This is a genomic window from Bradyrhizobium sp. CB1015, from assembly GCF_025200925.1.
Taxonomy (GTDB): domain Bacteria; phylum Pseudomonadota; class Alphaproteobacteria; order Rhizobiales; family Xanthobacteraceae; genus Bradyrhizobium.
Genome location: NZ_CP104174.1, coordinates 5,249,017 through 5,267,278, shown reverse-complemented (window position 1 = coordinate 5,267,278; position 18,262 = coordinate 5,249,017). Strand labels below are relative to the sequence as shown.

The window sequence follows — 18,262 nt, the reverse complement described above, 5'->3', positions numbered from 1 at the left end:
ACGCTGGCCTCACGCCGGCAGCGGCGCGGCCATGTCGCCGCCTCAATCCGGGCATCTCGTTCAAGTGCCATTCAGCTGGCCGCGCGCCAGATACGCGGTGGCCACCTCAACAACAATAGCGGGCACAAGCCAATGCGTGGGACGCTCAAAGTCTTCCTCTGCCTTCTCTTGCCCATGGTGGCCCTTGTCGCGGGCGCGCCGCACCAGGCGCGCGCCCAGCAGCAGGAAAAGCGCATCGCGCTCGTGGTCGGCAACGGCGCCTATGCCAAGTCGCCGCTGGCGACCACCGCGAACGATGCCGGCCTGATCGCGCAGACGCTGCAGGCGGCGGGCTTCGACGTGGTCGGCGCGCGCGATCTCGACGGCGATACGCTGCGCAAGAGCTTGCGCGATTTCATCCAGAAGGCCCAGGCGTCGGGCTCGGGCACCGTCGCGATGATCTATCTTGCCGGCTACGGCGTGCAGCTCGCCGGCGAGAACTATTTCATCCCGGTCGATTCCAACATCAGCCGCGACACCGACATACCGACCGAGGCCCTGCGCATCAGCGACTATGCGCGCCAGCTCGCGTCGATTCCGCTCAAGGCCAATATCGTGGTGCTCGACGCCGCCCGGGCGCAGCCCTTCATCGAGGGCGGACAGCCGATCGCGAGCGGTCTGGCGCTGGTCGAGCCGGAGCCGAACATGCTGATCGCCTTCAACGCCGCGCCCGGCACGGTGGCGCCGGAGGAGCCGGGGCCCTACGGCATCTACGCGCAGTCGCTCGCCGAGATGATCCGCACCGGCGGCCTGCCGCTGCCCGAGGTGTTCGACCGCGTCCGCCTGCGCGTCAACGAGGCCTCCAAGGGCGCGCAAGTGCCCTGGAACGAGCAGAAGATCTCGGCGCCATTCTCGTTCTTCGAGCGCGCGCCCGATGCGCCGCCGCCGCAGGCTGCGCCCGACCAGGTCGCCGCGATCCGGAGCAAGCCGATCCGCGATCTCGGCGTGCAGGATGCCTATGCCGCCGCGCTCGAGCGCGACACGCTGCCGGCCTATGAGGAGTTTCTCGCGGCCTACCCGAACGACCCGCTCGCCAAGCGCGTGATGGCGATCGTTGCCGCGCGCCGCGAAGCTATCACCTGGCGGCGGACCTACCGCACCGACACGCCGGAGGCCTATTGGTCGTATCTGCGCCGCTATCCCCGCGGGCCGCATGCGGCGGACGCACGGCGCCGCCTTGCGATCCTCACCGCGCCGCCCGAGCCGCCGCCGACCTTCGCGATGATCGACTACGACGTGCCGCCACCGCCGCCGGAGGAGGTGGTCTATGTCGACCGTCCCGTGCTGTATTTCAGCGATCCCGATTTCGGCTTCGCGCCGCCACCGCCGCCGCCGGTCTATTATCTGCCGCCGCCGCCGCCGGATTTCGTCGTGCTGCCGCCGCCGCTGCCCGTGGTCGGCCTGTTCGTGTTGCCGCAGCCGGTGTTCGTGCCGATCCCGGTGTTCGTCAGGCCGCCGGTCTATGTCGCGCCGCCGCCGAACAACATCATCTACCAGAACATCCACAACACCACGGTCATCAACACCGTGATCAACCGCCCGCCGGCCCCGCCGCCGGCCGCGGGACCGGCGCCCGGACCGGGCAATCTGGCGCCCGCGGTTGCCGGCCGCGCCACGCCGGCAGGTCCGGCCATACCGCAGGCGGTCGTCCAACGTGCCGCCCTGATCCAGCAGGGCAAGGCGCCGATGCCGCCGAGCGCGACGATCCAGCCGACGGCGAGGCCGGGTATCCCGGCACCGGCTCCGGCCAATGTCGCTCCTGGCACGACAGCGCAGCCGCCGGCAGGCGCCAAGCTGCCGCAGGCCAATACCGCGCCGGCGCCGGGAGTTCCCGGCAGCCCGCCGGCCGCAGCGGCGCCCGGGACCGGGACGCCGGGCGGCACACCGAGTCCGACCGCGAACGCTCCCGCCGGCAGCGCCGCCGCAACCCCTCAAGCGCTGGCGCCGACCAAGCTGCCACCGGCCAATACGCTGCCCGTGCCCGGCACCCCCGGCGGACCGCCGGCCGGGGCAGGGGCCGCGCCCGGAACTGTTCCATCCCTTGGCAAGCCCGCCGCGACCGCCACGGCGCCGAGCGGCAACATCCCGCCGGCGCAGCCGAACGCGGCGACGACGCCCAACCACCCGCCGGCTTCCGGAAATGCGACGAATCCGTCCGCGGCCCTGCCCAGGCCGCCGGGGACAACGACCCCGCCCGCGCCTGACCTGCGCGGCCGGCCGGCCGGGCCTCAGCCGGGCGCTTTGCCGCCACCGAGCGCGGCCTCCGGCAAGCCCGCCGCCCCGACTGCGGTCAAACCCGCGCCACCTCCGCCGCCGCCCGTGGCGGCGCGGGCACCGTCCGGAGTTCAGGAGCATCGGCCCGCGCCACCACCACCGCCGCAGGCCGCCAGGCCCGCCGCTGCGTCTCCGCACCCCCAGGCTCTGGCAAGGCCGACGCCGCCGCCCCCGCCGCGGGTTGCGCCAGCTCCGCCGCCGCGGGCCGCGCCTCCGCCCGTCGCCGTGGCGCGGCCGGCGCCACCGCCGCCTGTTGCCCGGCCGGCGCCACCGCCGCCTGTTGCCCGGCCGGCGCCGCCTCCGCCAGCGATGGCGCGGCCGGCCCCACCTCCGCCGCCGGTTGCACGGGCAGCGCCGCCGTCACCGCCGCCGGTCGCCCGACCGGCGCCGCCGCCGATGGCCGCCGCGCCGCATCCGGCGCCGCATGCGCCTCCGCGGCAGGCCGGCCCGCCACCGAAGAGCTGCCCGCAGGGCCAGCCCAGGTGTTAGGAGGCTCAAGGGGCAGGGGACGCTGGGATGCGACAGCAGCCTAGAGGCGTCCCCAAAGGCCCGTTATTTCCTTGCTTCTGGCCGAAATGGCGCTATATAGCGCGCCATCTCACACGGAAACATGGCTCACAAGGCCGTCCGGTGGCAGCCGGGGCGAGAACGCTCCGTTTTGCTCACACGTTTCCGGAGGAACCAACCGGAGAATTAGAACGATGGCGCTACCCGATTTCACTATGCGTCAGCTGCTCGAAGCTGGCGTGCACTTTGGTCACCAGTCTCACCGCTGGAATCCGAAAATGGCTCCGTTCATTTTCGGCACCCGCAACAACATCCACATCGTCGACCTCGCCCAGACCGTGCCGATGCTGCACCAGGCCCTCCAGGCCGTCAGCGACACGGTGGCCAAGGGCGGCCGCATCCTGTTCGTCGGCACCAAGCGCCAGGCCCAGGACGGCGTCGCCGACGCGGCCAAGCGCTGCGCGCAGTATTTCGTCAATTCGCGCTGGCTCGGCGGCACGCTGACCAATTGGAAGACGATCTCGGCCTCGATCAAGCGCCTGCGTCACCTCGACGACGTGCTCTCGGGCGGCGAAGCCAATTCCTACACGAAGAAGGAGCGCCTGACGCTTCAGCGCGAGCGCGACAAGCTCGACCGCTCGCTCGGCGGCATCAAGGACATGGGCGGTCTGCCCGACCTGATCTTCGTGATCGACACCAACAAGGAAGACATCGCGATCCAGGAGGCCCAGCGGCTCAACATTCCGGTCGCCGCGATCGTCGACACCAATTCCGACCCCAAGGGCATCACCTATGTGGTCCCCGGCAATGACGACGCCGGCCGTGCCATCTCGTTGTACTGCGATCTGATCGCGCGTGCGGCGATCGATGGCATCTCGCGCGCCCAGGGCGATTCGGGCGTCGATGTCGGCGCTTCGGCCCAGCCGATCGCCGAAGAGCTGCCGGCGCCTTCCTCGAGCGGCTTCCAGGGCCTTGCGGGTCCGCGCGGCACTGCCGACGACCTCAAGAAGCTCCCGGGCGTATCGGGTGCGATCGAGAAGAAGTTTAACGACCTCGGCATCTTCCACTACTGGCAGCTCGCCGAGCTCGACCACGACACCGCGCACACGATCGGCGAAGAAGTCGGTCTGCCGAGCCGCGCGGATGCCTGGGTGGCCAAGGCCAAGGCGCTGACCGCGGAAGCGGAATAGTCAAAAAGAGCGATGGGTTGGCCGGATAGGGTCCGGCCACCATTTCAGTTGACGCGAATTCCTGAGATGGGCCGCGGCGGGGCGATTCGATGCCACGCCGCGGCAAACCGGCAGGCACAAAGGATTTTCAACGATGGCAACGATCACAGCTGCGATGGTCAAGGACCTGCGCGAATCGACCGGCGCGGGCATGATGGACTGCAAGGCCGCGCTCACCGAGACCGCTGGCGACATGGAAGCGGCGCAGGACTGGCTGCGCAAGAAGGGTCTGTCGAAGGCCGCCAAGAAGTCGGGCCGCGTCGCGGCCGAGGGCCTGATCGGCGCGCTCACCAAGGGCACCAAGGGCGTCGTGGTCGAGGTCAATTCCGAGACCGACTTCGTCGCGCGCAACGGCCAGTTCCAGGGCCTGGTCAAGATGATCGCCCAGGTCGCGTTCGACGTCGGTGCCGACGTCGAGAAGATCAAGGCCGCCAAGGTCGGCGACGTCACGGTCGAAACCGCGATCAATGATGCGATCGCCACCATCGGCGAGAATATGACGCTGCGCCGCGCCGCCCAGCTCGAGGTGAGCCAGGGCGTGGTCTCGCACTACGTCCACGGTGCCGTCATCGAGGGCGCCGGCAAGATGGGGGTGATCGTGGCGCTGGAATCGCCGGGCAAGGCCGACGAGCTCGCAGCGCTCGGCCGCCAGATCGCGATGCATGTTGCGGCTGCCAACCCCCTGGCGCTCGATCCGTCCGGCCTCGATCCGGCCGTGGTCAAGCGCGAGAAGGACGTGCTGGCCGACAAGTACCGTCAGCAGGGCAAGCCCGAGAACGTGATCGAGAAGATCGTCGAGTCCGGCCTCAAGACCTACTACAAGGAAGTCTGCCTGCTCGAGCAGGCCTTCATCCACGACACCGGCAAGTCGGTGGCGCAGGCGGTGAAGGAGGCCGAGGGCAAGGTCGGCGGCGCTGTGAAGATCGCCGGCTTTGTGCGCTATGCTCTCGGCGAGGGAATCGAGAAGCAGGAAAGCGACTTCGCGGCCGAGGTCGCCGCGGCCAGCGGCAAGAAGTAAGCGCCGGAACGTTCCTTCCGGCGAGCCGCCGGAAGCGGCGCCCGGACAAGGAAAGTGCTCATGACTGATCCGGTCTATCGTCGCGTCGTGATCAAGCTGTCCGGCGAATATCTCGCGGGACAGCAAGGCTTTGGCATCGATCAGCCGACCGTCGACCGGGTTGCGGACGATCTGATCGCGGCCCGTCATCTCGGCACCGAGGTCGCGGTCGTGATCGGCGGCGGCAACATGGTCCGCGGCGTCGAGGTCTCCTCCCGCGGGGTGTCGCGCACCACCGGCGACACCATGGGCATGCTCGCCACCATCATGAACTGCCTCGCGCTGGAAGCGGCGATCGAGCGCAAGGGCACGCCGGCACGGACGTTGTCGGCTTTCGTCATGCCCGAGATTTCCGAGCTGTTCACCCGCGCCGCGGCACACAAATACCTGGCCGAGGGGCGGATCGTGCTGCTTGGCGGCGGGACCGGCAATCCGTTCTTCACCACCGACACGACCGCGGTGCTGCGGGCCGCCGAGATCGGCGCACAGGCGGTCCTGAAGGCCACCAATGTCGACGGGGTCTACTCGGCCGATCCGAAAAAGGATCCGACCGCCACGCGGTTCGACCGCCTGACGCATTCGCAGGCGATCGAGGGCGGTTACAAGGTGATGGATGCGACCGCCTTCGCGCTTGCCCGCGAGACATCGCTGCCTATCATCGTATTCTCGATCGCGGAGCCGGGCTCGATCGGCGCGATTCTGCGTGGCGTCGGCCACGGAACCATCGTCGCCGGCTGACGGCTCATCCGGTGCTCCCGAAAGGGAAGGGCCCGGAGCGGTCGCCGGGATTTTGAAGGAGAAACGTGATGGCCACGGGTAATTTCGACCTCAACGAAGTGAAGCGCCGCATGCAGGGCGCCGTCGCCTCGCTCAAGCACGAGCTCGGCGGCCTGCGCACGGGACGCGCCTCGGCCTCGATGCTCGATCCGGTGCAGGTCGAGGCCTATGGCAGTCACATGCCGCTCAATCAGCTCGCCACCGTCAGCGTGCCGGAGCCGCGGCTGATCTCGGTGCAGGTCTGGGACAAGTCGATGGTCAAGGCCGTCGAGAAGGCGATCGTCGATTCCAATCTCGGCCTGTCGCCCGCGACCGAGGGCCAGGTGCTGCGCCTGCGCATACCCGAGCTCAACGAGGAGCGCCGCAAGGAGCTGGTGAAGGTCGCGCACAAATATGCCGAAGCCGCCAAGGTCGCCGCGCGCCACGTCCGCCGCGACGGTCTCGACGTGCTCAAGAAGCTCGAGAAGAATCACGAGATGTCGGAGGACGATCAGAAGCGTCACGCCGACGAGGTGCAGAAGGCGACCGACGGCACCATCGCCGAGATCGACCAGTTGCTGGCCGCCAAGGAAAAAGAAATCCTCACCGTTTAAGGCATCGCCTTCATGTCCAACGCCGCCGCGCCCGCAACGGAAGGACCCGACAGGTCCGAGGCGCCTGCGCATGTCGCCATCATCATGGACGGCAACGGGCGTTGGGCGGCCGCGCGCGGTCTGCCGCGTGCGGAAGGGCATCGCCGCGGCGTGGACGCGCTGCGCCGCGTGGTGCGCGCCTCGCACGAGCTCGGCATCCGCTATCTCACCATCTTCTCGTTCTCGTCGGAGAACTGGTCGCGCCCGGCGAGCGAGATCGGCGATCTGTTCGGCCTGCTGCGGCGCTTCATTCGCAACGATCTGGCGAGCCTGCACCGCGACGGCGTCAAGGTCCGCATCATCGGCGAGCGCGAGGGGCTCGAGAGCGACATCTGCGCTTTGCTGAACGAGGCCGAGGAGCTGACGCGCGACAATACGCGACTGACGCTCGTCGTCGCCTTCAACTACGGCTCGCGGCAGGAGATCGCGAAGGCGGCGCAGAAGCTGGCCCGCGAGGTCGCGGAGGGCAGGCGGGATCCTGCCACGATCGACGCCGAGACGCTTGGCGCTCATCTCGACGCACCCGACATCCCCGATCCCGATCTCATCATCCGCACCAGCGGCGAGCAGCGCCTGTCGAACTTCCTGATGTGGCAGGCCGCCTATAGCGAGCTCGTGTTCGTGCCGATCCATTGGCCCGACTTCGACAAGGCGGCGCTGGAAAGCGCGATCGCCGAATTTGCCAGGCGCGAGCGCCGTTTCGGCGGCTTGGTCGCGAAGACCGCCTCGTGAACGAACCCGATCCTGCATCGGCCGGCGCCAAGCCTGCACCGAGCAATCTGGTGATGCGGGTCCTCGCAGCGCTGGTGCTGGCGCCGCTGGCGATCGCGATCGCCTATGCCGGCGGCTGGCTGTGGGCGCTTCTCGTCACCCTGGTCTCGATCGGGCTGTTCGCGGAATGGCTGATGGTGGTCGGCGCTGGATCGGCCGCGCTGACCGGGGCAGGGACGGTCGTGATCGCCATGATGGGAGCCTCCGTCGCTTTTGGCGCGCTCAAGACCTCCGTCGTCACCGGCCTCATCGGCGGCGCGATCGTGACGCTGATCGCCCGGGGCAAGTTCTTGTGGGCGGCGAGCGGATTTGCCTACGCGTCGGCGGCGCTGCTGGCCTCGATCCTGCTGCGCAAGGATCTCGTCAACGGCTTCTCAGCGCTGATGTTTGTGCTGCTCGTGGTGTGGGCGACCGATATCGGCGGCTATTTCGCCGGACGCAGCATTGGTGGTCCGAAATTGTGGCCTCGCGTCAGCCCGAAAAAGACCTGGGCCGGCGCACTCGGCGGCTTTGCGGCGAGCCTTGCGGTCGCGGCCGGCTTTGCCGCCTGCGGGATCGGAAAAGCGGTTCCACTGCTGCTCGTCGGCGCGGTCCTGTCGGTGGTGTCGCAGCTCGGCGATCTCTTCGAATCCGCCGTGAAGCGGCGCTTCGGTGTCAAGGATTCCAGTCACTTAATTCCCGGCCATGGCGGGCTTATGGACCGTCTGGACGGCTTCGTCGCCGCCATCCTGGCGGCGTGGATTATCGGCTTTTTCCGCCACGGTGTGCATAGCGCCGGAAGCGGTCTTATGGTTTGGTGAGGATATGAGCGCCGTTCCCTTGCGTAACAACAGGCTCGCTGCGTCCGACATTCGCAGCGTCACAGTCCTCGGTGCCACCGGCTCGATCGGCGACAGCACGATGGACCTCTTGCGCGCCTCGCCCGAGCGCTACCGTGTCGAGGCGCTGACGGCGAACGGCAATGTCGCGGCGCTGGCCAAGCTCGCCAAGGAATTCAACGCGCGCTATGTCGCTATTGCCGACACCTCCAAGCTCGCCGAGCTCAAGGCTGCGCTCGCGGGCACCAGCACCGAATGCGGCGCCGGCGAAAGCGCGGTGATCGAGGCCGGCGCGCGTCCGGCCGACTGGGTGATGGCGGCGGTGAGCGGCGCTGCGGGCCTGAAGCCGGCGCTCGCCGCGGTCGATCGCGGCGCGCATGTCGCGCTCGCCAACAAGGAGTGCCTGGTCTGCGCCGGCGATTTCTTCATGCAGCGCGCGGCAAAAGCGGGCGCCTGCATCCTGCCGGCCGATTCCGAGCACAACGCGCTGTTCCAAGCGCTGAGCTCAGGCAATCGCGACGAGCTCGTCCGCGTCATCATCACGGCTTCCGGCGGCCCGTTCCGGACCTGGAAGCCTGCAGACATCGAGCAGGCGACGCTCGAGCAGGCCCTGAAGCATCCGAACTGGAGCATGGGCCAGAAGATCACGATCGATTCGGCCTCGATGATGAACAAGGGCCTCGAGGTGATCGAGGCGTCCTATCTGTTCGCGCTCTCGCCCGACGAGATCGACGTGCTGGTTCATCCGCAGTCGATCATCCACGGCATGGTCGAGTTTTCCGACTGCTCGGTGGTGGCCCAGCTCGGCGCGCCCGACATGAGAACGCCAATCGCCCATTGCCTGGGCTGGCCTGATCGCATCAAGGGCCCGGCGGCCAAGCTCGACCTCGCCAAGATCGGCCAGCTGACCTTCGAAGCCCCGGACTTCGCGCGCTTCCCCGGACTGCGGCTGGCCTACGAATCGCTCCGGACCGGGAAGGGCGCGACCACCGTCTACAACGCCGCCAACGAGGTCGCGGTCGCCGCTTTCATCGCCGGCAAGATCCGGTTCGGCGCGATCGCCCGGCTGGTCGAGGCGACCCTTGAGGATTGGATCAAAGGCGGCAACCAGGCGCCCCTGACGTCCGCCGACGATGCAATCTCTGTTGACCATGTTGCGCGAAATAGGGCTGCCGCCCTATTGCCTCAAATTGCCTTAAAGGCATCCTAGTTGGTTCGGGACCAGGGCCTTGCGGCGCTGGGTGAGGGAATTCGATGATCGACTTTTTCGTCCATAGTTTCAATACGTTGAGCCATGGGCTCCTCGGTTACGCGGTTCCCTTCCTGTTTGTCCTGACCATCGTCGTGTTCATCCACGAGCTCGGCCATTTCCTGGTCGCGCGCTGGGCGGGCGTGCGCGTGTTAACCTTTTCGCTCGGCTTCGGCCCCGAGCTGGTCGGCTTCAACGACCGCCATGGCACCCGCTGGAAGATCTCGGCGATCCCGCTCGGCGGCTACGTCAAGTTCTTCGGCGACGAGAGCGAGGCCTCGACCCCGTCGGCCCAGACGCTGGCTTCCATGACGGCCGAGGAGCGCGCCGGCAGCTTCCACCACAAGAAGGTCGGCCCCCGGGCGGCAATCGTCGCGGCCGGACCGATCGCCAATTTCATCCTGGGCGCGCTGATCTTCGCCGGAATGGCCCTCTATTACGGCAAGCCGAGCACGATCGCCCGGGTCGACGGTGTCGTCGCCGACGGCGCGGCGGCTGCGGCCGGCTTCAAGGTCGGCGACGTCGTCGTCCAGATCGACGGCAAGCCGATCGAGAGCTTTGCCGACATGCAGCGAATCGTTGCGATGAACGCCGGTTCGGCGCTTACCTTCCAGGTGAGGCGCGACGGTGCCATCGTCTCGCTGACCGCGACCCCGGCGCTGCTGGAGCGCAAGGACCCGTTCGGCAACAGTCATCGTCTCGGCGTTCTCGGTGTCGAGCACAAGTCGCAGGCTGGGGAGGCCTCGACAACCCCCGTCGGCGTCGGTGAAGCGCTCAAGATCGGCGTCGAGCAGGTCTGGTTCATCATCACCAGCACCTTCAAGTTCCTGGGTTCCCTGTTCGTCGGCCAGGGCAATCCGAACGAGGTCAGCGGGGTCCTCGGAATCGCGAAAATGTCGGGGCAGGCGGCCAGTGCCGGGTTCCAGTTCGTGATCAATCTCTGCGCGGTGCTGTCGGTCTCGATCGGCCTTTTGAACCTGTTCCCGATCCCGCTGCTCGATGGCGGCCACCTGATGTTCTATGCGGCCGAGGTGGTCCGGGGCCGGCCCCTGTCCGAGCGGACCCAGGAGATGGGGTTCCGAATCGGGCTTGGCCTCGTGCTGATGTTGATGGTGTTTGCGACCTACAACGACATCCTGCGGATGGCCGCTTCCTGATAGGGGCTTTTTTGTGGCGTTGCTGTTGAGCAACGTCTTGGAATGAAATTGAAATTACGGCGCTTTCGGCCGTTTGCGGCGTCGGCGAAATTGGCTACAAGCGGCCTGAACTTGGGGAATCTCCGGACCGGCGTTGGGGTTGGGTCTGGCACGGAATGATAAGGGCGCGTTGCGCGATGAAGTTTGGACTGCGACTCCGGGGGGGCTTGCTCGCAACCCTGATCTTGTTCGGCGCGCCGGTGGTTGCCCCGGTTGGGGCTGTTTTCGTGTCTTCGTCTGCGCTCGCTCAGACCGTTCAGTCGATTTCCGTCGAGGGGAATCGCCGCGTCGAGGTGGAGACGATCCGCTCCTATTTCAAGCCGGGCCCGGGCGGCCGGCTGGATCAGGCCGCCATCGACGACGGCCTCAAGGCGTTGATCGAGACCGGCCTGTTCCAGGACGTCAGGATCAACCGCGGTTCCGGCGGCCAGCTGATCGTCTCGGTGGTGGAAAACCCGGTGATCGGCCGCATCGCCTTCGAGGGCAACAAGAAGATCAAGGACGAGCAGCTCACGGCTGAAGTCCAGTCCAAGGCCCGCGGCACCTTCTCCCGCGCCATGGTGCAGTCCGACACGCTCCGAATCGCCGAAATCTACCGCCGCTCGGGCCGCTACGACGTTCGCGTCACGCCCGAGATCATCGAGCAGCCCAACAATCGCGTCGACCTGATCTTCACGATCGAGGAGGGCGTCAAGACCGGGGTCAAGTCGATCGAGTTCGTCGGCAACAATGCTTTCTCGTCCTACCGCCTCCGTGACGTGATCAAGACGCGCGAAACGAATCTGCTGAGCTTTCTCGGCAGCGGTGACGTCTACGATCCCGATCGCGTCGAAGCCGATCGCGATCTGATCCGCCGATTCTATCTCAAGAACGGTTTCGCCGACGTGCAGGTCGTCGCGGCGCTCACCGAGTACGATCCGGAAAAGAAGGGCTTCAACGTCACCTTCAAGATCGAGGAAGGCGCGCAATACCGCGTCGGCGCGGTCGATTTCCGCACCTCTATCCCGAACTTCGATCCGAGCTCGATGCGCGCCTATTCGCGCGTCAATGTCGGCTCGCTCTACAACGTCGAATCGGTCGAGAAGTCGGTCGAGGAGATGCAGATCGAGGCCTCCCGCCGCGGCTATGCCTTCGCCGTGGTCCGGCCGGGCGGCGACCGCAACTTCGAAGCGCACACCGTGTCGGTCGTGTTCAACGTCGACGAGGGCCCGCGCACCTATATCGAGCGCATCAACCTGCGCGGCAACACCCGCACGCGCGACTACGTGATCCGCCGTGAGTTCGACATCTCGGAAGGCGACGCCTACAACCGCGCGCTGGTCGACCGCGCCGAGCGGCGCCTGAAGAACCTCGACTATTTCAAGAGCGTGAAGATCACGACCGAGCCGGGCTCCTCGAGCGACCGCGTCATCCTGATCGTCGACATGGAAGAGAAATCGACCGGCGACTTCTCGGTCTCGGGCGGTTACTCCACCACCGACGGCGCGCTGGCCGAAGTCTCGATCGCCGAGCGCAACCTGCTCGGTCGCGGCCTGTTCGCCAAGGCGTCGGTGACCTATGGCCAGTACGCCCGCGGCTACTCGCTGTCGTTCGTCGAGCCGTATCTGCTCGACTACCGCGTCGCGCTCGGCCTCGACCTCTATCAGCGTGAGCAGAAGTCCAACAGCTACATCTCCTACGGCACCAAGACGCTCGGCTTCTCGCCGCGCCTCGGCTTCTCCTTGCGTGAAGATCTCTCGCTCCAGCTGCGCTACTCGATCTATCGGCAAGAGATCACGCTGCCGAGCTCCTTGGCCAACTGTAACAACGTCCTTGGTTCGTCTGCTTTCAACCCCAGCCCGGCCTTCGCCGCGTCTCAGACGCCGCCGATTGATCTGAGCTCGACCGGCGGCCTCGGCTGTTACTACGACGGCGAAGCCTCGCTGCCGGTGCGCAAGGAGCTCGCCAACGGCAAGACGCTGACCTCGGCGCTCGGCTACACGCTGACCTACAACACGCTGGACAACAACAAGAACCCGACCGACGGTCTGCTCGTCGACTTCCGGCAGGACTTCGCCGGCGTCGGCGGCGACGTCTCCTATCTGAAGTCGGTCGTCGACGCGAAGTACTACACGCCGCTCGTCTCCGACATCGTCGGTCTCGTCCGCGTGCAAGGCGGCATGCTGAACAAGATCGGCAGCGATCTGCGCATGCTCGACCACTTCCAGATGGGCCCGAACCTCGTCCGTGGCTTTGCCCCGAACGGCATCGGTCCGCGCGACTTGAACCCCTTCGGCACGCAGGATGCGCTCGGCGGCACCAAGTATTGGGGTGCTTCGCTCGAATTGCAGATGCCGTTCTGGTTCCTGCCGAAGGAAGTTGGTCTGAAGGGTGCGGTCTATGCCGACGCCGGCGGCCTCTACGACTACAAGGGACCGACGAGCTGGACCGCCACCAACGAGGTCAACGCGCCGGGCTGTATCCCGTCGACCGTCAACCCGTCGAGCGCGGGGACCTGCACCGGCCTCGTGTATGACGACAGCAAGGTCGTCCGCTCGTCGGTCGGTGTCGGCGTGATCTGGCAGTCGCCGTTCGGACCGCTGCGCTTCGACTACGCCGTGCCGCTCAGCAAGGGCAAGTACGACCGCACGCAGGAGTTCCGGTTCGGCGGCGGCACCACGTTCTAGTTCGATCCGCACGGCACGATCCGGATCACCGGAGCCGGTTTCCGAAAGGGATCGTGCCGATCCAAGACATGAGGCATGATGCGGCCTGACCGCTTCATGCCGAAGCCGGACCGCGACGGGGTGGAATGGCGCAGCCGACCTTCTTCACAAAGCCGCCTGCCACAGCGTTGGCCGACATTGCCACGCTGACCAAGGCGCAGCTGGTCGACCCCGCAAGGGGCGGCCACCTCATCACGGGCCTTGCTTCGCTCGACGAAGCGGGTCCGATGCATCTGGCGTTCTTCGACAACCTCAAATACGCCGATCAGCTCAGGGCGACCAAGGCGGGGGCCTGTCTGGTCAGTCCGCGCTTTGAGGCCGAGGTGCCCGAACATGTGGCCGTGCTGCGCGTGGCGCAGCCGTTCCGGGCCTTCGTCCGGATCGCGCGGGAATGGCACGCGGATGCGCTGCGGCCGCAATCCTGGGTCGGCAACGACGGCATTGCGCCGTCGGCCATCATCGATCCTACGGCCCGGCTCGAGGACGGCGTGATCGTCGATCCGCTGGCCGTGATCGGCCCGGACGTCGAGATCGGCAGCGGCACCGTGATCGGGGTCGGAGCGGTGATCGGCCCCGGCGTCAAGATCGGCCGGGATTGCAATGTCGGCGCACGTACCGCGATCCAGTGCGCCCTGATCGGCAACAACGTGCTGATCCATCCCGGCTGCTCGATCGGCCAGGACGGCTACGGCTTCATCTTCTTCGGCCCCGAGGGCCATCTGAAGGTGCCGCAGACCGGGCGGGTGCTGATCCAGAATGATGTCGAGGTCGGCGCCAACACCACGATCGACCGGGGGTCCTTGCGCGACACCGTGATCGGCGAAGGGACCAAAATCGACAATCAGGTCCAGATCGGCCACAATGTGACGATTGGACGGCACTGCCTGCTGGCGGCCCAGATCGGCCTCGCCGGCAGCCTGACCATCGGCGACAACGTGGCGCTCGGAGCGAAGGTTGGCATCAACAATCACCTCAAGATCGGCGACGGGGCACAGGTGACGGCGATGAGCGCGGTCAAGGACGACATTCCGCCGGGCGGCCGCTGGGGCGGGCATTTCGCCAAGCCGACCAAGCAATGGTTCAAGGAGATCATCGCGGTGGAGCGCCTGGTACGCGACAGCAAGGCCGATCCGAAGGACGAGGGACGGGAATGACGGCGGAATCACCTGTTAAGTTCGAGCTGGTGGATATCAATGCAATCCTCCAGACGCTGCCGCACCGCTTTCCGATGCTGCTGATCGACCGCGTGATCAACATCCGCGCCGATTACAGCGGCATCGGCATCAAGAACGTCACCTTCAACGAGCCGGCGTTCCAGGGGCATTTCCCCGAGCGTCCGGTCTATCCCGGCGTCATGATGATCGAGGCGATGGCGCAGACCGCGGGCGTGATCGGCATCAAGTCGGTCGAGGGCACCGAGAAGCCGCGGGCGGTCTATTTCCTCACCATCGACAAGTGCAAGTTTCGCAAGCCCGTGCTGCCCGGCGACACGATCGAGTATCACATGCGCTCGCTCGGCCGCCGCAAGACCATGTGGTGGTTTCACGGCGATGCCAAGGTCAACGGGCAGGTCGTCGCCGAAGCCGATGTCGGCGCCATGCTGACCGATTGAGCGGTGCTGAGCGTCGGACTTAGGTGCAATCGTAGCGGCTGCCGGCCGCCTCGCGCCTGATATTCCGGTTGAAGAACTGGCCCATGGACGGCGCGCCGAGGAGGCGTTCGACCATGTCGGCCGTCACGCCGCAATAGCGGCGATAGGCGCCGTTGCTCGCGACGATCAGGTCCAGCTGCGCGCGATCGTAACAGACCCGCTGAAGCAGCGTGCTGCGGGTGATGTCCCAGCATTCGAATGTCCGGAGATCGACCAGGCGGTGTTCGCCGGTCTCGACCGCCTCTGACACGATCGGCGTACCCGCGAGCTGTGCCAGCAGAAAGATCAGGGCCCTGACCATGATCGTTGAAGCTCCGCATGAAGGACGGCAAGGCCGCCTCATCCGGCACTTGAAACACGGCGAGATCATACGTCACTGGACAGATCGGGCATAGTCGCGCTAACCAGCCGAAAACCGAGCGACTTCAATACATAACCAGACCTTCTTGACGAGTAAGATTGGCTTGATGAGCAAGATTGATCCCACCGCACGGATCGCGGACGGCGCCGTGATCGGCGAGGGCACCGAGATCGGACCCTATTGCATCATCGGCCCGAACGTCGTCATCGGCGCGAATTGCAAGCTGATCGGGCATGTCCACATCACGGCGCAGACCACGATCGGTGACGGCTGCACCATCTATCCGTTCGCTTCGCTGGGGACGCCGCCGCAGTCGCTCAGCTATCGGGGCGAGCTGACGCAGCTCAGGATCGGCTCGGGCTGCACCATCCGCGAATCCGTGACGATGAACGCGGGTACCATCGCCGGCGGGGGCGTCACCTCGGTTGGCGACCGTGGCTATTTCATGAACTGCAGCCACGTCGGCCACGACTGCCATGTCGGCAACGATGTGATCTTCGCGACCTCGGCAACGCTTGGCGGCCATTGCGAGATCGGCGACTTCGTCTTCATCGGCGGGCTGTCCGCCGTGCATCAGTTCACCCGCATCGGGGCACAGGTCATGGTCGGCGGCGTGTGTGGCGTACGCGACGACATCATTCCGTTCGGTCTCGTCAACGGCCAATATGCCGTGCTCGAAGGCCTCAATTTGATCGGCATGAAGCGTCGCAAGTTCACCAAGCAGCGGCTCGCCACCGTGCGCGCGTTCTACCAAAAACTCTTCCATGGCCCCGGCACCTTCGCCGAGCGGCTGGAGGCGGCGCGGCCGCTCGCGGGCGAGGACCCCGCGATCGCCGAAATCCTCGACTTCATCGGCAAGGGCAAGCGCCCGCTCTGTCTTCCCGCCATCGCGAAGTGATCTTGGAGTGATCTTGGGATGGCCGCGGGCACGACATCGGCGGCTTTGCAGGTTTCCTCACCGGTCGGCATCGTCGCCGGCGGCGGCGCCATGCCGTTCGCGGTCGCCGAGTCGCTCGCCGCGCACGGCATCACGCCGGTGCTGTTTCCGCTGCGCGGGGTCTGCGATCCCGAGCGGGTGGAGAAGTTCCGCCATCGCTGGATCTCGGTCGGCCAGCTCGGCCGCGCGATGCGGCTGTTCCGCGAGGAGGGCTGCCGCGACCTGATCTTCATCGGCACGTTGGTGCGGCCTTCGCTGTCCGAGATCCGGTTCGACATCAAGACGCTGCGCCTGCTCGGCAATGTCATCCTCGCCTTCCGCGGCGGCGACGATCATTTGCTGTCGGGTGTCGGCCGCATCCTCGAGCAGGACGGCTTCCGCATGGTCGGCATCAAGGACGTCGCACCGGATCTCTTGATGCCCGAGGGCTGCATCAGCCGCGCCTGGCCGAGCGACGCCAGCAAGACCGACATCGCGCGCGGCCGGGCGGTGCTGACCGCGCTTGGTCCGTTCGATATCGGCCAGGCTGCGGTCGTGATCGACGGACATGTGGTGGCGGTCGAGGATATCGAGGGCACCGACGCGCTGCTGGCGCGCGTCGCGCGCCTGCGCGAGGAGGGCCGCATCCGCGCCGCCACCGGACGCGGCGTGCTGGTGAAGGCGCCGAAGAGCGGCCAGGATCTACGCTTCGACCTGCCGACGATCGGTCCGCGCACCATCGAGGGCGTTGCGGCCGCCGGCCTTGCCGGTATCGCCGTCATCGCGGGCAACACCATCGCCGCCGAGCCGCAGGCGATGATCGCGCTTGCCGATGCCAAATATCTCTTCGTCATCGGCCTGCCCGCGTGATGTCGCGTGATCCCAAGCGCAAGATCTTCCTGATCGCCACGGAGGAATCCGGCGACCGGCTCGGCAGCGCCCTGATGAAGGTGCTGCGCCAGCGCCTCGGCGACGGCGTGCAGTTCGTCGGCGTCGGCGGCCGCACCATGGCGCGCCAAGGCCTGGAATCGCTGTTTCCGATCGAGGAGCTGTCGATCGTCGGATTTGCCGCGGTGGTGCGGCAATTGCCGAAGATCCTGCGGCTGATCCGCGAGACAGCCGATGCCGTGACCGAAGCCGCGCCCGACGTGCTCGTCATCATCGACAGCCCCGACTTCACTCACCGCGTCGCCCGCCGCGTGCGCTCGCGCAGTCCGGCGATCCCGATCGTCGATTACGTCTCGCCGCAGCTCTGGGCATGGCGGCCGGGACGGGCGCGGACCATGCTCGGCTATGTCGACCACGTGCTCGGCCTGCTGCCGTTCGAGCCGGAGGAATATCGTAAGCTCGGCGGGCCGCCCTGCAGCTATGTCGGCCATCCCCTGATCGAGCAATTGGGCTCGCTGCGGCCGAGCGCCGAGGAGCAGAAGCGCCGCGACGGTGAGCCGCCGGTGCTGCTGGTGCTGCCCGGCAGCCGCCGCAGCGAGGTCAGGCATCATCTCGACGTGTTCGGCGCAACGCTCGGCCGCTTACGGGGTGAGGGCTGCGCGTTCGAATTGATGCTGCCGACCATGCCGCATCTCGAAGCCACCATCCGCGAAGGCATCGCGAACTGGCCGGTCAAGCCGCAAATCGTGATCGGTGAGAACGAGAGGCGGGCTGCCTTCCGCATCGCCCACGCCGCGCTGGCGAAATCCGGCACGGTAACGCTCGAGCTCGCGCTGTCAGGCATTCCGATGGTGACGGCCTATCGCGTCGGTGCCATCGAGGCCTTCATCCTGCGCCGCGCGATCCGCGTCTCCTCGGTGATTCTCGCCAATCTCGTGATCGGCAAGGATGTCATTCCGGAGTATTTGCAGGAGGCGTGCACGCCGGAGAAGCTGGCGCCTGCGCTGTCCGCGCTGCTGACGGATTCGCCGCTCCGCCGAGCGCAGGTCGAGGCATTCGCCAGGCTCGATCAGATCATGTCGACCGGCAACAAATCGCCGAGCGTGCTCGCCGCCGACATCGTGCTCGCGACGATGCGTCAGGGCCGGTGAACGAGCTAGGGCGTCTCATAAACGTCGGCTGGCGAAGGCCT

Annotated in this window: 16 protein-coding genes; 15 read left to right on the top strand and 1 reads right to left on the bottom strand. The window is 66.7% G+C overall.

What is annotated here, in order from left to right:
• Positions 1-132: 132 nt before the first annotated feature.
• The 12 genes from N2604_RS24515 to fabZ all read left to right on the top strand — a co-directional run bounded on the left by N2604_RS24515 (position 133) and on the right by fabZ (position 14,866).
• Entirely contained in the window at positions 133-2,802 is a 2,670-nt protein-coding gene (locus N2604_RS24515) for a caspase family protein (RefSeq protein ID WP_260370742.1), read from the top strand.
• Between the two features lie 212 nt (positions 2,803-3,014).
• The gene (locus N2604_RS24510; RefSeq protein ID WP_260370741.1) at positions 3,015-4,010 is read left to right on the top strand and encodes a 30S ribosomal protein S2; all 996 of its coding nucleotides are present in this window, start codon (positions 3,015-3,017) and stop codon (positions 4,008-4,010) included.
• 133 nt (positions 4,011-4,143) lie between these two features.
• Positions 4,144-5,067, top strand: a complete 924-nt coding sequence (gene tsf, locus N2604_RS24505) for a translation elongation factor Ts (RefSeq protein ID WP_260370740.1) — start codon at positions 4,144-4,146, stop codon at positions 5,065-5,067.
• A 60-nt stretch (positions 5,068-5,127) separates the two neighbouring features.
• On the top strand, positions 5,128-5,844 hold the full coding sequence (pyrH, locus tag N2604_RS24500; RefSeq protein WP_260370739.1) for a UMP kinase: 717 nt from the start codon (positions 5,128-5,130) through the stop codon (positions 5,842-5,844).
• Between the two features lie 68 nt (positions 5,845-5,912).
• Positions 5,913-6,476 carry a ribosome recycling factor gene (gene frr / locus N2604_RS24495; RefSeq protein WP_025036556.1) on the top strand — a complete coding sequence of 188 codons (564 nt, stop codon included), beginning with the start codon at positions 5,913-5,915 and terminating at the stop codon, positions 6,474-6,476.
• A 12-nt stretch (positions 6,477-6,488) separates the two neighbouring features.
• Positions 6,489-7,247 (top strand): isoprenyl transferase, encoded by a 759-nt coding sequence (locus N2604_RS24490; protein ID WP_036010029.1) that lies wholly within the window; start codon positions 6,489-6,491, stop codon positions 7,245-7,247.
• The gene (locus tag N2604_RS24485; protein WP_260370738.1) at positions 7,244-8,086 is read left to right on the top strand and encodes a phosphatidate cytidylyltransferase; all 843 of its coding nucleotides are present in this window, start codon (positions 7,244-7,246) and stop codon (positions 8,084-8,086) included. Before N2604_RS24490 ends, N2604_RS24485 begins: the two co-directional genes overlap by 4 nt.
• A gap of 4 nt (positions 8,087-8,090) precedes the next feature.
• Positions 8,091-9,314 (top strand): 1-deoxy-D-xylulose-5-phosphate reductoisomerase, encoded by a 1,224-nt coding sequence (gene dxr, locus N2604_RS24480; RefSeq protein ID WP_260370737.1) that lies wholly within the window; start codon positions 8,091-8,093, stop codon positions 9,312-9,314.
• Between the two features lie 44 nt (positions 9,315-9,358).
• On the top strand, positions 9,359-10,510 hold the full coding sequence (rseP, locus tag N2604_RS24475) for an RIP metalloprotease RseP (RefSeq protein ID WP_260370736.1): 1,152 nt from the start codon (positions 9,359-9,361) through the stop codon (positions 10,508-10,510).
• A gap of 176 nt (positions 10,511-10,686) precedes the next feature.
• Positions 10,687-13,215, top strand: coding sequence for an outer membrane protein assembly factor BamA (bamA, locus tag N2604_RS24470; RefSeq protein ID WP_260370735.1), 2,529 nt, complete (start codon positions 10,687-10,689; stop codon positions 13,213-13,215).
• A gap of 125 nt (positions 13,216-13,340) precedes the next feature.
• Complete coding sequence (lpxD, locus tag N2604_RS24465) at positions 13,341-14,408, top strand: UDP-3-O-(3-hydroxymyristoyl)glucosamine N-acyltransferase (protein ID WP_260370734.1); 1,068 nt, start codon at positions 13,341-13,343, stop codon at positions 14,406-14,408.
• Positions 14,405-14,866, top strand: coding sequence for a 3-hydroxyacyl-ACP dehydratase FabZ (gene fabZ / locus N2604_RS24460; RefSeq protein WP_036010015.1), 462 nt, complete (start codon positions 14,405-14,407; stop codon positions 14,864-14,866). Before lpxD ends, fabZ begins: the two co-directional genes overlap by 4 nt.
• A gap of 19 nt (positions 14,867-14,885) precedes the next feature.
• On the opposite strand, the gene N2604_RS24455 is transcribed toward fabZ, so the two are convergent.
• Entirely contained in the window at positions 14,886-15,206 is a 321-nt protein-coding gene (locus tag N2604_RS24455) for a KTSC domain-containing protein (RefSeq protein WP_260370733.1), read from the bottom strand.
• Positions 15,207-15,372: 166 nt separating this feature from the next.
• On the opposite strand from N2604_RS24455, the gene lpxA reads away from it, so the two are divergent.
• From lpxA to lpxB, 3 genes are read left to right on the top strand one after another with little or no spacing between them, the layout of a single operon-like run.
• A complete protein-coding gene (gene lpxA / locus N2604_RS24450; protein ID WP_260370732.1) occupies positions 15,373-16,164 on the top strand; it encodes an acyl-ACP--UDP-N-acetylglucosamine O-acyltransferase in 792 nt (263 codons plus the stop codon).
• 18 nt (positions 16,165-16,182) lie between these two features.
• Positions 16,183-17,052 carry an LpxI family protein gene (locus N2604_RS24445; RefSeq protein ID WP_260370730.1) on the top strand — a complete coding sequence of 290 codons (870 nt, stop codon included), beginning with the start codon at positions 16,183-16,185 and terminating at the stop codon, positions 17,050-17,052.
• The gene (gene lpxB / locus N2604_RS24440; RefSeq protein WP_260370729.1) at positions 17,052-18,221 is read left to right on the top strand and encodes a lipid-A-disaccharide synthase; all 1,170 of its coding nucleotides are present in this window, start codon (positions 17,052-17,054) and stop codon (positions 18,219-18,221) included. Before N2604_RS24445 ends, lpxB begins: the two co-directional genes overlap by 1 nt.
• The last annotated feature ends 41 nt before the right edge of the window (positions 18,222-18,262 follow it).

Excerpts from the sequence above, each read along its gene's own strand:
- N2604_RS24515 (WP_260370742.1), top strand. The coding sequence starts at position 133 with ATGCGTGGGACGCTCAAAGTCTTCCTCTGCCTTCTCTTGCCCATGGTG.
- N2604_RS24510 (WP_260370741.1), top strand. The coding sequence starts at position 3,015 with ATGGCGCTACCCGATTTCACTATGCGTCAGCTGCTCGAAGCTGGCGTG.
- tsf (WP_260370740.1), top strand. The coding sequence starts at position 4,144 with ATGGCAACGATCACAGCTGCGATGGTCAAGGACCTGCGCGAATCGACC.
- pyrH (WP_260370739.1), top strand. The coding sequence starts at position 5,128 with ATGACTGATCCGGTCTATCGTCGCGTCGTGATCAAGCTGTCCGGCGAA.
- frr (WP_025036556.1), top strand. The coding sequence starts at position 5,913 with ATGGCCACGGGTAATTTCGACCTCAACGAAGTGAAGCGCCGCATGCAG.
- N2604_RS24490 (WP_036010029.1), top strand. The coding sequence starts at position 6,489 with ATGTCCAACGCCGCCGCGCCCGCAACGGAAGGACCCGACAGGTCCGAG.
- dxr (WP_260370737.1), top strand. The coding sequence starts at position 8,091 with ATGAGCGCCGTTCCCTTGCGTAACAACAGGCTCGCTGCGTCCGACATT.
- rseP (WP_260370736.1), top strand. The coding sequence starts at position 9,359 with ATGATCGACTTTTTCGTCCATAGTTTCAATACGTTGAGCCATGGGCTC.
- bamA (WP_260370735.1), top strand. The coding sequence starts at position 10,687 with ATGAAGTTTGGACTGCGACTCCGGGGGGGCTTGCTCGCAACCCTGATC.
- lpxD (WP_260370734.1), top strand. The coding sequence starts at position 13,341 with ATGGCGCAGCCGACCTTCTTCACAAAGCCGCCTGCCACAGCGTTGGCC.
- fabZ (WP_036010015.1), top strand. The coding sequence starts at position 14,405 with ATGACGGCGGAATCACCTGTTAAGTTCGAGCTGGTGGATATCAATGCA.
- N2604_RS24455 (WP_260370733.1), bottom strand. The coding sequence starts at position 15,206 with ATGGTCAGGGCCCTGATCTTTCTGCTGGCACAGCTCGCGGGTACGCCG.
- lpxA (WP_260370732.1), top strand. The coding sequence starts at position 15,373 with ATGAGCAAGATTGATCCCACCGCACGGATCGCGGACGGCGCCGTGATC.
- N2604_RS24445 (WP_260370730.1), top strand. The coding sequence starts at position 16,183 with ATGGCCGCGGGCACGACATCGGCGGCTTTGCAGGTTTCCTCACCGGTC.
- lpxB (WP_260370729.1), top strand. The coding sequence starts at position 17,052 with ATGTCGCGTGATCCCAAGCGCAAGATCTTCCTGATCGCCACGGAGGAA.